This window comes from Ruegeria sp. TASC047, assembly GCF_059612445.1.
Genome location: NZ_JBXWQP010000029.1, coordinates 765,830 through 779,524, shown reverse-complemented (window position 1 = coordinate 779,524; position 13,695 = coordinate 765,830). Strand labels below are relative to the sequence as shown.

Genomic DNA, 13,695 nt, shown 5'->3' with positions numbered 1-13,695 from the left:
ATGTCGCCATACTGCCCCCTTTCGCCCGCGTTTCCAAACTCCTTAGCCCGCTAAAGCTAAATACTGGCAGGAGGACGATGCGATGCACCCAAGTGATTTGAACAAGACCCTACGTCAGCTGCGCGTGGACTACACCGGCATGAACAGGCGGCAGAGGTTGGAGACGGCACAAATGCTGTTCGACGCCGCCGCTGATTTCGTCAGGCAACTACGCGTTGAGGTGCGCGAGGGTGATGCGGCAGCGAAGCGGCGCAAGGCGAAGGGGCGAGAGACTGAGGTCGATCCAAAACCGCCGGTGAAGCCGGTTCCTGTTGCGGAACCCTCAAAGCCAAAGAAGCCCAAATACAATGGGCGCTGAAATTGGAGAGTAAGGTGTTGTTGATTGAAAAGGTATTTGAGCTGCTGTGTGAACACGACTTAGTTGCATCGGCAGAGGACTTTAGCACCGATTGGTGCTGTAAAAGCCGTAGCTGGTATGCAGAGCGCAAGCACAGCAAGCGAGACTTCAGTGTAACGGCAGCGATCAGCTGCTTGGACACGTCGAACCGCAAGCAGCTGCTGCTGCGCATGAGGCAGAGACGCATGGGCGGTCTCTTAGAGGCAGAGATTCTGGCGTTGGATCACATACAGGAAGCGTTGAGAGCGTTTCTGCATGAACAGCATCGGATAACCGAAGTCGCCCTAAGCGATGTGCGCACCAACAAATTGTTATGAAAATAGTAATCTCTAACATCTTCATAAAACCTCGCTTGAATACAAAGACTTAGCTAGATTGCATTCTTCGGTCGCTTTGCAAAATGTGTGGAATTACAATGGATTACGATAGAAACACACATTTCAGGTGAGAGATGAAACAGGCAAAGCTACTGACACAAGCAGAACAAAAACGCGTCTATGCAATCGTTGATGCGCACCGCTACAGCGCGCGCAATCGCACAATTTTTGCTTTCAGCTTCTTTGCAGGACTGCGTGCATGCGAGATTGCTGGACTGAAAGTTGGTGACGTGTTCGATGCGAACGGCGCTGTGCGAGATACGGTTTACTTGACGGCAGGACAGACGAAGGGTGAAGAGGCGAACACGGTGTTAGTGAGCAAGCGGCTGCATAGAGCACTTGCTGCATATGCCGCCGCTTATCCCCGCCACGTTAGCAAACCAGACGCAGCACTGTTTTTCAGTGCAAAGCGTGGCGGCTTCAGCGCTCAAACGATTGTAAACCTGTTTGCACGCTTCTACGCGCTTGCCGGCATAAAAGGAGCCAGCAGCCACAGCGGAAGACGGCAGTTTTTGACTGAGCTTGCAGACAAGGGCGTGAACGTGCGCGTCATTCAAGCACTGGCACGCCACAAAGATATAAGCACCACGCAGCGCTACATCGACTACAATGAAAGCAAGCTTCGCAACGCTATTGAGCTGATTTAGTCGCCATCACATAGAAAAGCGAAAATTGCACCTTTTTCGCAGCGATCCTTAGCGCACTAATAAATAGCTACATGTGCAAGAGCAGCCACCCACTGCCGCGTCACACATCCGCGCATAGCGCCCCATCTACGACATTGAGTTTGCCAGCCAATCAGCTGTAGCCATCGGAACTTGTCAGCGCAGAACGCTAGCGGAGGCGATCAACAAGCAAAGTCGCAACCTGGCTTGAAAAACATTATGCGATGGAACGAGAAGAGAGGCTGAGCAATCAGCACCTCGTATGTGCTGCGGCGGCGGCTGATGGCTTCCGCAGCGTTGCGTTGGGATCAACTCCACGCACTTAAAGGTAACAGCCCAACCCTACCTCCCAGCTTTGCTGGTTGTGCGCATCAGATGGTGGACGGACCTCACAGAATGCCGTGCCAATGAGAGGCGTTAAGCCTCTCTATGGCTTCAAAACCTACAGAATACCCCCATAAAATCATAAACTATTGGATATCAAAAAAAGGCACCAAAGCTGCTCTGAGTTCTTTGCGTGAGCAAAGGACGAAAGAGAGCTGAAGGTGCGTGTGGAACTGCGAAGCAGTTACGCAACGAATAGACCTAGCATGCATTGGAAAGACTAGCCGGAATATATGTTCAGTTCGCGCTTGGCGTCGATCTGGCAATAGCTATGAACGCTTCTTCACTAAGCTGTCCCAACTGCAACATTCGATGTGCGTCAGCCAAAAATGACGCAGCTTCAGCCGCAGCTTTGTCTTCTCGCTTCGTGTTCTTTTTTCGCTTGTTTTGCGTTATCTGCTGCCTGCGCTGCTTTGAAACGACATGGCTGTAGTGCGTTTCGATCTGCTTCACTTTACAGCCCATGTTTATGCTCAAGTCATACACGCTCACATCGCCTTTCTCTAAGCGTTGCGTAGCGTATGTGTGCCGCAGACTATACAAGCTGCGCCTTCCCCCATCCCTGTCGTAAAGCAAGCCATCTTGCCTGCCCTCAAAATCAATCGCGCGCAAATATTGCTGAAAGCTCTTGTTGAGATCGCCAATTTGGGTCGGTTTGCCGTCTGCATCATGCTTCTGCCCAAACCAAACCCAATCGTTCCTCGCTGTATGTGGCGAGATTTTTCGCCATTCTTTTAGAGCCCTGTTCGCGCTTGGTTGCGTTTGGACAAACCGCGCTTGTCCTGTCTTCGTCTTCTTGCTCACATGCACTTCCGCAATGCGTTCTTCTTCGCCCTCAACTTCTTCATCAAGTTTCACATCACTCCAGCGCATCTCGCGCGCCTCGCCGACGCGCAAGCCGCTGTGAAGTAGGAACATGATAAAGTGAGACAACTGCGCGCGATGAAGCTTATGCCAAGCGTTCAGCCCTTCGCTTGCGAAGCGCCCCACGCAATCCCTGTAGCTGCGCAGATTCCGCACCAGAACCGCATACTCGCTGCCTGTGTCAAAGCCAGCACGCCTGCTTGGAGTTTGCCCCTTTGCAGCAACACGCATCTTAACGATCTGCTGCATGCGCCCTTGTTCCATTGCGTCGTAGAAAATCTGATTAAGCGCGCTTTGCTCCATTTGCAGCGTCTTCAACGCGGGCGCAGGTTTAGCATTTGCCGTGCCACGCGTTTTCGCCCCACGTCGTTTTGGATTGTAGTCACGCAGCTTGGTCGCCTTCTCGCTTGACCAATATGCCTTACGCCAATCCCAATACCCAGCTGCATACTGCGAGGTTATGTCGTTGAGCAGCATTGAGCTGCCGTCGCTGTTGGAAAAGTAGTCTTTGAAATAACGGTTGAAATACATCTTGTGCCAGCGCGCACGCTCGTCAGCCCAAGTGCTGTTGCGCAAGTTGCGCTCATACCAATCGTGCCAATGCTTCTCAAAAGTGTATTCGTCTAAGCTGTGCCCAAGCCGCGCAGCCTGTTGTAAACGCAGTAGCTCGCTCTTCGCATACTCGTAAGCGTCCTCGTAAACAGTCAGCTTGGTGCTGCGCGTGATGTAACCTTTGCGCCCGCCAATCTTCAGCCGCATATACCAGGTTGGCTGACGGTGCGTTTTAGAGTTGGGGACGGCAACAGCGAGATTACGCTGAAACAGCACAAGCGCACCGCCATAGTGTTCCCGCCTATTTTCGTAAAATGCCACCTTCCTTACTCGTCCATGTCCGCGTCAGCTTCTTCGGCGTCCTCAAGCATCCGCTCAAGTCGCTCTGCAATCGTTTCCTCTTCAAACATCCAAAACTGCCAACCATTTACAGTTTGCCAAGTGTAGCCGTCCCTATGCAGCAGCGTCAGCGCGGATTTGCTTAAGCTCGTTTCCTCACCCTCAAACAGCACCTTCTTTTCGCTTATGACCTGTGCGGCAACTTGGTCATTGTTTGCGTAGTGGATTACGTCTCCTACCTTCAAACCAGCATCAGAGAACTTGTATGTCTTGCGCGGCTTGCGTGTAGCTTTTTCAAGCGCCTTCACGCCTTCCTCATCTTCCGCAATGTCTCCTTTCGGCGTTACATCGCGTCCACGTGTGAGCTTAAGAGCTGCAATCACGCGTTGAGGATCAACTTCGAAAAATTCGCGCGTTGTTCTGGTTCTGTGGTCAGCAAATGCCTGGTGAACCAGTCGCTCAACTTGAGCGTCATCCTCTACTTCAACAGCGTATACACAGCGAAATGGCAAGGGCACGCTGGTATTGTCTAGCTGTCGCAGGCGTTGCTCCAAGTTCGTCGTCTTGCCCACCTTTACGTAATTTTCGAAAGCTGGGTTTGTGAGAACGTAAACTGTTGCCATACTTAAATAATCCTAGCTGCACATGCCTCAAACGCTATCGTTATGCTAATTTCGCTAAATCAATACGTCAATGAATTCAGCGCGCTGCTGCAAAGCTGCTACGCAAAGAAAAAGGGCTGCAGGATATGCAGCCCTTTGTTTTTGTTGAGCAAAATGCTCGTTCGCTGTTAGCGCTTCGAGAACTGGAACGAACGGCGGGCTTTTCGCTTACCGAATTTCTTACGTTCCACAACGCGGCTGTCGCGGGTCAGGAAGCCAGCGGCTTTCAGGGCACCACGCAGGTTCGGATCATAGAGTTGCAGCGCTTTCGAGATGCCGTGCTTGACCGCACCGGCCTGACCGGTCAGGCCACCGCCTTTGACGGTTGCAACAACGTCGAATTCACCTTCTACGCCGGCAACCTGGAACGGCTGGCGCAGGATCAGCTGCAGAACGGGGCGTGCAAAATAGACGTCCTGATCTTTGCCGTTCACGGTGACTTTGCCGGAACCCGGCTTGATCCAGACGCGGGCAACAGCGTCTTTACGCTTGCCGGTGGCATAGGAGCGGCCCAGCTCGTCACGTACGGGTTCACGCACGATGACTTCTTCGGCCACGGTTTCAACGCCTGCGACGGCGCTCAGCTCTTCGAGAGTATTGATCTGATCAACCATCGGTCATTAGCTCCGGGTGTTTTTCTTGTTCATGGACTTGACGTCCAGAACTTCGGGGGCCTGGGCCTCGTGCGGGTGCTCGGCACCGGCATAGATACGCAGGTTGGTCATCTGCTGGCGCGACAGGCGGTTGCCTGGCAGCATGCGCTTGACGGCCTGGAAGACCACGCGCTCGGGGTGCGCACCTTCCAAAATCTGCTGTTTGGTGCGCGACTTGATGCCGCCCGGGTGGCCAGTGTGCCAGTAGAAGTTTTCTTCGCGCTTCTTGCCGGTCATCTGGATTTTGTCAGCGTTGATCACGATGACGTTGTCGCCCATGTCCATGTTCGGGGTGAACGACGCTTTGTGCTTGCCACGCAGGCGCATGGCGACGATCGAAGCAAGACGGCCCAGAACAACGCCTTCGGCGTCGATCAGGATCCACTTCTTGTCGATGTCTGCAGGTGTTGCAGAAAAGGTTTTCATGGCAGGATAGTCCTGTTTGATGTGAAAGACCGCCCCAGCGGAGCGGCCCGAATTCGATGGACGGGTTTTATGAGGTGCCTGCACGCAGGTCAAGCAACACTTGTCTTATTTATATACGTAAAAACAAAGGCTTAAAAAATAGGTATTATTTTACCCCACCTTCAAACGCTGATTTGTTCAGGTGGATTGTCCAATAGTACGCGCAGGCGTTGCATCGCGTCCTCGAACCGTTCCAGCGACACATGGCCATTCATGGCAATACGTACCGCGTTCGGCGCGCGCCCATCGCGCAGCGCGAATTCGTCGGCGGATCGGAGCTGTATCCCTTCCCGCTCGGCCGCGCGACTGAATGCAGCCGACCGCCAGCCAGACGGAAGGCTCAGCCAGACAAAGGGAACGTCCGGGCCCCAGTTCAGATCAAACCCACCCAGGGTATTGACGGCAACGCGTAGATAATCCCCCATCCGCGTGCGCACATCCTTGGCGATCTGGCGCGTGCGCGGATCGGACAACAAATGACGGGTTAATTCCGCCAACGGTTGGGCTAATCCGAAATATCCGTATTCAGCGGACCGGCGCAAATCCACACTTCTTTCTCTGGGGGCGATAGCAAAACCCACACGCAATGCCGGTGTCAGAATCTTTGAGATTGATGACACGTGCCATCCCCGTTCAGGCGCCAGCGCCCGAAAGCTGGGCTCTCGGGCTTCGCCCATGCGATAGCAGTCATCTTCAATGATCTGCAAATCAAAGCGACGGGCAATCTCAACGATCTCTTTCCTCCGCTCCAGCGGCGTGTGCGCTCCCGTTGGGTTCTGTACTTCTGGCGACACACAGACGGCCTGCGCTGTGATCTGGCGCAGAACATGCTCTAAAGCTGCGGGATCGACACCCCATTTGTCCATCTTCACACCGACCACTTCCGCGCGCATCAGTTCGCCTGCGCGACGGAACCCGGCATAAGACAGGTCCTCGACCAGTACGACAGGTTTGGGCCCGCGCAGGATCGTCTGAAACACAACGCAAAGCCCGTTCTGGCCACCATGTGTCAACACAATATCATCATGGGTCAGTGCACCCAGCGGAAGATCTGACAACCAGTCCACAACCGCCTGTCGTACGGGCTGGTACGCATCGCGCGTCGGGTAATTCAGAAACAAACCCGGATCGGCTTGCGACACTTTTTTCAAACATTCACGGATCAGGGACACCTGCCCCATATCCGCCAACCTTGGGCTGAACAGGCTTACATTGGCATTGTACTTGTCGTCGCGAAGATGCAGTTGCCGCGCCCAAACGTCGTCAAGAATGGGCGATTTCGGCGGCGCAACAAATGTACCGCGTCCGACTTCGGCTTGTAACAACCCCTCATCTGTCAGGATTGTATAGGCACGCGCGACTGTACCAGGTGTTATTTGCAGTCGATACGCCAGTTCGCGCACCGGAGGGAGTTTGACACCGACTTCCAAAGATTTGTTATCTATGGCTTTTCGAATTGTGTCAGCAACCAGAGTGTATTTCGGTCCTTTAGCTTTTGACAGCGCCTCTGGCCAAATTGTATCCATTACAATTCTTCCTTTGCTTTTGACACAATTTCGAATGTATCAGTCATGTGTACCAAGTACAGCTAATTTGTGTCAATACAATTTGAAAGGAATTCCGAGATGACACGCACAATGCACACCACCGCCCTTCTGCTGCTGACCGACAGCCCCCGGCTGCCTCTGGCCGCTGCACTGGCCGTGCGGTTTGCGGCAGCGGTCACTCAATGGGAGCGTCGTCGCCGCAGCCGCGTCAATCTTAGTTATCTGGATGACCGCTTGCTGAAAGACGTCGGTCTGACCCGTCATGATGCGCGCCGCGAAGTAAAGCGCCATTTTTGGCAGATTTAACTGATCCCCAGTCCCATTATTGGGACCTCTTCCTGGGCCGGGGCTTGTCCCCGGTCTTTTTTATCCGAATTTCGCGGCTGCAGACCCTGCTGGTGGCAGGGAATAGGTCATCGTCGCTCTGGCAACTGGGTCTTCTGCGCCATCGGAATACATAAGCACGTCACCGACGGCCAAAGTCCGGCCCAGTTTCAGCAGGCGACATTTGGCGATCATGTCCTTGTTGCCTTCTGGTTTGTGCAAAAAATCCAGGGAACTGTTCGTTGTGACCGCCAGGGATTGACGCCCTTTTCGCGCCAGAACCATTGCGTATACACAAATATCGGCCAACCCAAACATGGATGGCCCCGAAACCGTGCCCCCCGGCCGCAAATGCTGATCCTGCACAACAAGGCGCATGGTGATTGTATCTTCGGTCAGGTCCTCGACGACAAAGTCTTTGTGCACCTGCGGGAAAACCTGCTTAAGGTATTGTGACAGTTCGTCCCGGTTCATTGCCAACGCCATGCTTTCCCTCCTGCTCATACCGACCTAGAGTTGGCCCAACATGGGATCGGAGGGCAAGATGGCAATTCTGGAACGTAACGACACCGGCGCTGTTGCGCGGCTTACAATGAACGCCCCAGAGAGGCTGAACGCGCTGAGTGACGAGATGCTGTCGGCGCTTCAGGCTGAACTGGACACGTTGCGTGAAGACGCATCGATCCGGGCAGTGATCTTGGCGGGTCAGGGCAAGGCATTTTGCGCTGGCCACGATTTGAAACAGATGACGGCCGGACGCCAGTCCGAAGATGGCGGCAAAGCTTATTTCAATGACCTGTTTTCGCGCTGCGCGAAAGTGATGATGTCGATCCAGTCCCTGCCCCAGCCCGTCATCGCAGAGGTCCACGGCATTGCAACCGCCGCCGGGTGTCAGTTGGTGGCCACCTGTGACATGGCCGTCGCCGCCGAAGACACGCGGTTTGGGGTGAACGGGGTTAATATCGGCTTATTCTGCTCCACCCCAATGGTGGCCCTCAGCCGCAATATCCCCAGAAAGCAGGCATTTGAGATGCTGACAACCGGAGACTTCATATCAGCCGAACGTGCTGCCGATTTGGGTTTGGTCAACCGCGTTGTCCCCATGACGCATCTTGAACAAGAAGCCAATGCGCTGGCAGAACAGGTTGCCTCCAAGCTGGGAGCCGCCGTCAAGATAGGCAAAGAGGCGTTTTATCAACAGCTTCTGATGCCGTTGGAACAGGCCTATGCCTATACCGGCGACGTAATGGCGCAAAACATGCTGTACCGGGATACAGAAGAAGGCATTTCAGCCTTTATCGAAAAACGCCCCCCAAATTGGTCCCAATAATGCAATTGTTTTGCACATTTTTCGCCACTGTTTTTAATTTTGCACTTTCCAAAAGGGCGACACTGTGGCAAAGCTGGGTCGAGGCCAAGGTCTCAGGACACTTTTGGGTCGCCGTGGGCGGAAGGTCCCTCCAGCTGGTTTCTCTCACCAGCGCTGACAATCCCGCAGCGGCGACCCCAAGACCCCTTCCACAAAATTCGCGAAACCGCTTTGCCTCAGTTGCGCCCGATTGTGGTCTGCCATATGTGGCATCGCATGACACAAGTTTTGCATATTGTAGGCGGCGGCATGGCCGGGTCAGAAGCGGCCTGGCAAGCTGCTGAAATGGACGTGGATGTTGTGATCCACGAAATGCGTCCGACCATCGGCACCTTTGCACACCAGACCGGCAATCTGGCGGAAATGGTCTGTTCGAACTCGTTCCGCTCGGATGATGATGAGCAGAATGCCGTGGGCCTGCTGCATTGGGAAATGCGCGCCGCCAATGGGTTGATCATGACAACGGCCGATGAACACCGCCTGCCAGCCGGTGGCGCGCTGGCTGTGGATCGTGACCCGTTTGCAGAAAGTGTGACCGCAAAACTTCGCGCCCACCCGCGTGTGACGGTAACCGACGAAGAAGTGACGACCCTGCCCGACAAAGGCCAGTGGATCTTTGCGACCGGTCCTCTGACGTCACCCACGCTGGGTCAGTCCATCCAGGCCGAGACAGGGTCTGACGCACTTGCCTTTTTCGACGCCATCGCACCGATCGTCTATGCCGAGAGCATCGACATGAGCAAAGCGTGGATGCAATCACGCTACGACAAGGGCGAGACCGAAGAAGAACGCACAGCCTATCTGAACTGTCCGATGGACCGGGATCAGTACGAAGCCTTCGTAGACGCGCTTCTGGCAGCAGATAAAACTGAATTTCACGAAGGAGAGAAAGCAGGTTACTTCGACGGTTGCCTACCCATCGAGGTTATGGCCGAACGCGGTCGCGAAACGCTGCGCCATGGTCCGATGAAACCGGTCGGGCTGACCAACCCGCATGAGCCCGACGTGAAACCTCATGCGGTGGTGCAGCTGCGCCGTGATAACGCTTTGGGCACCTTGTTCAACATCGTGGGTTTCCAGACCAAGATGAAATATGGTGCCCAGACCGAAGTGTTCCGTATGATCCCGGGTTTGGAAAATGCCAGCTTTGCCCGGTTGGGTGGCATCCACCGCAACACGTTCATCAACTCTCCCACGCTTTTGGATTCGCAAATGCGGTTGAAATCCAAACCCAACATCCGGTTTGCCGGACAGATCACGGGTGTCGAAGGCTATGTAGAAAGCGCCGCGATGGGGTTGCTGGCCGGTCGGCTGGCCGCCGCTCAGATTTTGGGGCGTGACCTGCCAACCGTTCCGCAAGACAGCGCAATGGGTGCTTTGATTCACCACATAACGGGCGGTGCCGAGGCCAAGACCTTTCAGCCGATGAACGTGAATTTCGGCCTGTTTCGCCCCGTGGATGGTCTGAAAGGCGGTCGTCGGGGTCGTAAAGACAGGTACAAGGCCTATACCGACCGGGCCAAAGCCGAATGGAGTACCTGGCTGGAGCATTGCTGACTGGACGCGTAATGCGGTCTCAGCCTAGCATGCTGGAATGAACGACACGTTTCTGAACAGCACATACAATCTCGGCACGCCTGAAGCGACTGAAGCGCACTATCAGAACTGGGCTGCAACCTATGAAAAGGAAGTTGGTGAACACGGTTACGCCACGCCGGGCCGTGTAGCAGCGGCTTTGTGGTCTTTCGCACCGAAGCCTCAGACACCCATTCTGGATTACGGCTGCGGCACCGGGTTGTCGGGGCTTGCCCTGCGCGCAGTTGGCTTTGAGGTCATCGATGGGATGGACCCAACAGAAAACATGCTTCAGGAAGCCGCCAGCAAGGGCGTTTACCGAACATTGACCGGATTCGATATCGCCAAGCCCGCGCCGTTGAAACGTGGGGAGTACACGATGATCACAGCCATAGGAGTGATCGGAAAAGGTGCTGCCCCGCCCGAGACACTGGATTTGTTGATGCACGCACTGCCCAAGGGTGGTTTGCTTGGCTTTTCGCTGAACGATCATGCGTTGGCGGACCATAAATTCACCTGCCGTCTGACGGATTGGGTCGACATGGGGGCAGCACGTTTGTTATTTCGTGAACACGGTCCCCACCTGCCTGGAATCAACCTTAACTCTGACGTGTATGTATTAGAAAAAGCGTGACTCTTGTAACGCGCTTTGCGCCATCCCCAACAGGCCCCCTTCATCTCGGGCACGCGTATTCTGCGTTGGTTGCCAGCGATAGGGCCGCATCTGAAAGCGGCCGGTTCTTGCTGCGAATTGAGGATATCGATCGATCCCGCTCACGACAGCTATGGGAGGATCAGATATACAGCGACCTCAGATGGCTGGGGCTGACATGGCCTGAACCCGTAATGCGCCAATCGGATCGTATGGACGTTTACCATAAGGCGTTGGACCAGCTATGGGCGCAGGGGCTTTTGTATCCATGCACGTGTAATCGCAAAGATATCGCAGCAGCAGCCAGTGCGCCGCAGGAAGGCGCACCCATGCTTGGACCCGACGGGCTTGTGTACTCTGGAACCTGTCGAAAAAGGTTTGCTGGCAAAGATTTATCGAACCTTCCTCGTCCAACTCAGGACCCCTTGCGATTGGACGTGGTCAAGGCGTGTCAGGCGGTCCGCAACCCGGACAGGTACCAATTTCTTGAGTTGGGATCGGGTCCGGGCGGCGAAACCGGCATTATCACTTTCACGCCTGATGAGTTGGTCACCACCATAGGTGATGTAGTTCTGTCCCGCCGCGACATGGGGACGTCGTATCACTTGTCCGTTGTGCTTGAAGATGCTGCTCAGGGCGTAACACAGGTGGTTCGAGGGCGGGACTTGTTCGAAGCAACCCGCATCCACGTTCTTTTGCAGGCGTTGTTGAACCTACCGACACCCGAGTATTTCCATCATGATCTGATCCGCGATGATGCAGGCAAACGGCTGGCCAAACGCGACGATGCCCGCGCAATTGCAAAGTACCGGGCTGAAGGGGCCAGCCCAGATGACATACGCCGAATGGTTGGGCTTTGACCCCTATTCCATTGGCGCCATCAGTTCAGTTTCGATCCCATCCCGAACGGCGGTATAAAAACAGGTTCGTCGGTTGGTATGACAGGCTGCGCCGGTTTGACGGACAAGAACCAATAGGCAGTCCCGGTCGCAATCGATCCGGAGATCCACCAATTCCTGCACATGGCCCGAGGTTTCGCCCTTGATCCAGAAAGCCTGCCGCGAGCGTGACCAATAGGTCACCCGCCTGGATTCGAGGGTCTTTTCAACTGCCTGTACATTCATCCAGGCCATCATCAGAACCTCGCCCGATGTTTCATCCTGCGCAATCGCCGGGATCAGACCCGCCTCATTAAATCTCAAAGTAGAGGGATCAAACACGACTGGGTCAGACATCTCAAAAACCTTTTGCATCCGGTGGGCTCGCCACTATGTATGGGTAACACACGACGAGGGAAAGCCATGAGCGGCGAGAACGACCTGATTAAGCTGTACTCCGGGCGCATTCTGGCGCTGGCTGCGGATATTCCGCATCTTGAGCGACTGGAAGATCCCGATGCAACCGTCAAGAAACGCTCACCTTTATGCGGATCGACTGTAACTGTGGACATCAAGGTTCGCGATGGTCAGATCAGTGCCTTTGGTCAGGAAGTCAAAGCCTGCGCTTTGGGGCAAGCGTCCGCCTCGGTCGTTGGGGAAGCGATAATTGGCGCGTCGCGGGCGCAGGTCGAAGCTGCGCGCGATCAGTTGGCGGCCATGCTCAAGACTGGCGGCCCTGCACCTGATGCGCCGTTTGATGGGCTTGAGGTGCTTATGCCCGCACGGGATTATAAAAACCGCCACGCGTCGATCCTGCTGGTTCTGGATGCCACGGCTGAGGCCATGGCGCAGGCTGAACAGGCAAACTGCGCCTGATTATAGCTATTTGGTGTAAACCCGTTTACCCTCTGCCCAGATTTCAGGAGGGATGGGTTTGAATAATTTGCTCGAGCATTTCGTTACGCTTTGGGTCGTTATCGACCCGATTGGAACAATTCCCGTTTTCATTGCTGTTACTGCCGGATTGGACGCGGCAGGCCGGCGGCGGACAGCGATGTTAGCAGCCGTGATAAGTGCTGCCGTATTGCTGTTCTTCCTTGTATTTGGTCAGGTGCTGATCGAAGCGCTGGATATCGGGTTGAATTCGTTTCAGGTCGCTGGCGGCATTATTCTGTTTCTGTTTGCCCTGACGATGATCTTTGGTGAAAGCAAACAAGAGATCGAACAACGGCAAGCCGAAGAAGATCGTGAAGACGCGTATCATCAGCAGAACCCGGCGATTTTCCCGCTTGCCGTGCCTTCACTGGCATCCCCCGGCGCAATGCTGGCAATTGTTATCCTAACTGACAACCACCGTTACAGCATCGCGGATCAGGGTATCACAGCGCTTGTCATGCTTTCCGTATTGCTGGTTGCGTTGGTACTGATGCTTTTGGCCGAGCCCATCATTCGGCTGATCGGTCATTCAGGCGCGGCAATCATCAGCCGTGTCATGGGGATGATTTTAGCCTCGGTTGCTGCCAACTCAGTCCTGTCCGCGCTGTTGGAGATCTTCAAAACCGGCCAATTGTAAAAAAAGCCGCCGCGCTTTCCGGGCGAAAGGGCGGCGGCAGGTATTGCGTGTCTCGTGTGGGGTCCGGTGTACCGCGCGGGGCCGAGGCATGGCCCCTCAAGGGGTTTGGGACAGGCAGGTCACCCTTGACTGAAATGGGGATGACAGCGCGGATTTTTCGGCACGAGATCGCAGGCAGAAAGGCTTAGAAACCAACCGGCAGGTGAAGGGCCACCATCAGCATCACGACCAAAGACAACACGCCAACGGCATCCTGCAGGATGGTCGATTGCGCGCGGCTGAAAGCGGTCTTGATCTGGGTCAGCATAGGGTCACCTCCGGTCAGAGTTTTAATCCTTTGTTGACCTTTTGTTCTCATATTTCCAAGCACAGGTAAAGAACTTTTTGAGAACATTTGTGAACTTTAGGGAACGTTACAG

Annotated in this window: 18 protein-coding genes; 10 read left to right on the top strand and 8 right to left on the bottom strand. The window is 54.6% G+C overall.

All coding sequences use genetic code 11. From position 1 onward, the window contains the following. Window positions 1–82: 82 nt before the first annotated feature. The 3 genes from AC2FLO_RS11660 (at window position 83) to AC2FLO_RS11650 (ending at window position 1,421) form a co-directional block, all read left to right on the top strand. Window positions 83–358 (top strand): hypothetical protein, encoded by a 276-nt coding sequence (locus AC2FLO_RS11660; RefSeq protein WP_496811682.1) that lies wholly within the window; start codon window positions 83–85, stop codon window positions 356–358. Between the two features lie 14 nt (window positions 359–372). Continuing rightward, entirely contained in the window at window positions 373–714 is a 342-nt protein-coding gene (locus AC2FLO_RS11655) for a DUF6626 family protein (protein WP_496811681.1), read from the top strand. Window positions 715–848: 134 nt separating this feature from the next. Continuing rightward, window positions 849–1,421, top strand: a complete 573-nt coding sequence (locus AC2FLO_RS11650; RefSeq protein ID WP_496811680.1) for a tyrosine-type recombinase/integrase — start codon at window positions 849–851, stop codon at window positions 1,419–1,421. A gap of 639 nt (window positions 1,422–2,060) precedes the next feature. Here the strand turns inward: AC2FLO_RS11650 and AC2FLO_RS11645 are convergent. The 5 genes from AC2FLO_RS11645 to AC2FLO_RS11625 all read right to left on the bottom strand — a co-directional run bounded on the left by AC2FLO_RS11645 (window position 2,061) and on the right by AC2FLO_RS11625 (window position 6,884). After that, window positions 2,061–3,560, bottom strand: a complete 1,500-nt coding sequence (locus tag AC2FLO_RS11645) for a tyrosine-type recombinase/integrase (RefSeq protein WP_496811679.1) — start codon at window positions 3,558–3,560, stop codon at window positions 2,061–2,063. A gap of 5 nt (window positions 3,561–3,565) precedes the next feature. After that, a complete protein-coding gene (locus AC2FLO_RS11640; RefSeq protein WP_496811678.1) occupies window positions 3,566–4,201 on the bottom strand; it encodes a GIY-YIG nuclease family protein in 636 nt (211 codons plus the stop codon). Between the two features lie 167 nt (window positions 4,202–4,368). Further along, window positions 4,369–4,854: a 30S ribosomal protein S9 gene (gene rpsI, locus AC2FLO_RS11635; protein ID WP_209503959.1), complete on the bottom strand. Its 486-nt coding sequence runs from the start codon at window positions 4,852–4,854 to the stop codon at window positions 4,369–4,371. Between the two features lie 6 nt (window positions 4,855–4,860). Further along, the gene (gene rplM, locus AC2FLO_RS11630) at window positions 4,861–5,319 is read right to left on the bottom strand and encodes a 50S ribosomal protein L13 (protein WP_209503960.1); all 459 of its coding nucleotides are present in this window, start codon (window positions 5,317–5,319) and stop codon (window positions 4,861–4,863) included. A 161-nt stretch (window positions 5,320–5,480) separates the two neighbouring features. Next, window positions 5,481–6,884: an aminotransferase-like domain-containing protein gene (locus AC2FLO_RS11625; protein WP_496751847.1), complete on the bottom strand. Its 1,404-nt coding sequence runs from the start codon at window positions 6,882–6,884 to the stop codon at window positions 5,481–5,483. A 99-nt stretch (window positions 6,885–6,983) separates the two neighbouring features. On the opposite strand from AC2FLO_RS11625, the gene AC2FLO_RS11620 reads away from it, so the two are divergent. Further along, window positions 6,984–7,211, top strand: a complete 228-nt coding sequence (locus tag AC2FLO_RS11620) for a DUF1127 domain-containing protein (protein ID WP_496751849.1) — start codon at window positions 6,984–6,986, stop codon at window positions 7,209–7,211. 60 nt (window positions 7,212–7,271) lie between these two features. Here AC2FLO_RS11620 and AC2FLO_RS11615 read toward each other — a convergent pair whose 3' ends face one another. Beyond that, entirely contained in the window at window positions 7,272–7,715 is a 444-nt protein-coding gene (locus tag AC2FLO_RS11615; RefSeq protein ID WP_496751851.1) for a PaaI family thioesterase, read from the bottom strand. A gap of 58 nt (window positions 7,716–7,773) precedes the next feature. On the opposite strand from AC2FLO_RS11615, the gene AC2FLO_RS11610 reads away from it, so the two are divergent. The 4 genes from AC2FLO_RS11610 to gluQRS all read left to right on the top strand — a co-directional run bounded on the left by AC2FLO_RS11610 (window position 7,774) and on the right by gluQRS (window position 11,685). Further along, entirely contained in the window at window positions 7,774–8,559 is a 786-nt protein-coding gene (locus AC2FLO_RS11610) for an enoyl-CoA hydratase (protein ID WP_496751853.1), read from the top strand. A 255-nt stretch (window positions 8,560–8,814) separates the two neighbouring features. After that, window positions 8,815–10,155 carry a methylenetetrahydrofolate--tRNA-(uracil(54)-C(5))-methyltransferase (FADH(2)-oxidizing) TrmFO gene (gene trmFO, locus AC2FLO_RS11605; protein WP_496751855.1) on the top strand — a complete coding sequence of 447 codons (1,341 nt, stop codon included), beginning with the start codon at window positions 8,815–8,817 and terminating at the stop codon, window positions 10,153–10,155. Window positions 10,156–10,192: 37 nt separating this feature from the next. Then, the gene (locus AC2FLO_RS11600) at window positions 10,193–10,807 is read left to right on the top strand and encodes a class I SAM-dependent DNA methyltransferase (protein ID WP_480505215.1); all 615 of its coding nucleotides are present in this window, start codon (window positions 10,193–10,195) and stop codon (window positions 10,805–10,807) included. Next, a complete protein-coding gene (gluQRS, locus tag AC2FLO_RS11595; protein ID WP_496751857.1) occupies window positions 10,804–11,685 on the top strand; it encodes a tRNA glutamyl-Q(34) synthetase GluQRS in 882 nt (293 codons plus the stop codon). Before AC2FLO_RS11600 ends, gluQRS begins: the two co-directional genes overlap by 4 nt. Window positions 11,686–11,688: 3 nt before the next feature. Here the strand turns inward: gluQRS and hisI are convergent, their stop codons facing one another. Continuing rightward, window positions 11,689–12,078 carry a phosphoribosyl-AMP cyclohydrolase gene (gene hisI, locus AC2FLO_RS11590; RefSeq protein WP_496751859.1) on the bottom strand — a complete coding sequence of 130 codons (390 nt, stop codon included), beginning with the start codon at window positions 12,076–12,078 and terminating at the stop codon, window positions 11,689–11,691. Between the two features lie 48 nt (window positions 12,079–12,126). On the opposite strand from hisI, the gene AC2FLO_RS11585 reads away from it, so the two are divergent. Together AC2FLO_RS11585 and AC2FLO_RS11580 are read left to right on the top strand one after the other, a co-directional pair. After that, complete coding sequence (locus AC2FLO_RS11585) at window positions 12,127–12,579, top strand: iron-sulfur cluster assembly scaffold protein (protein WP_480584200.1); 453 nt, start codon at window positions 12,127–12,129, stop codon at window positions 12,577–12,579. A gap of 58 nt (window positions 12,580–12,637) precedes the next feature. Continuing rightward, window positions 12,638–13,276, top strand: a complete 639-nt coding sequence (locus AC2FLO_RS11580) for a MarC family protein (RefSeq protein WP_496751861.1) — start codon at window positions 12,638–12,640, stop codon at window positions 13,274–13,276. A gap of 184 nt (window positions 13,277–13,460) precedes the next feature. On the opposite strand, the gene AC2FLO_RS11575 is transcribed toward AC2FLO_RS11580, so the two are convergent. Further along, a complete protein-coding gene (locus AC2FLO_RS11575; RefSeq protein ID WP_267366389.1) occupies window positions 13,461–13,583 on the bottom strand; it encodes a hypothetical protein in 123 nt (40 codons plus the stop codon). Between the last annotated feature and the right edge of the window lie 112 nt (window positions 13,584–13,695).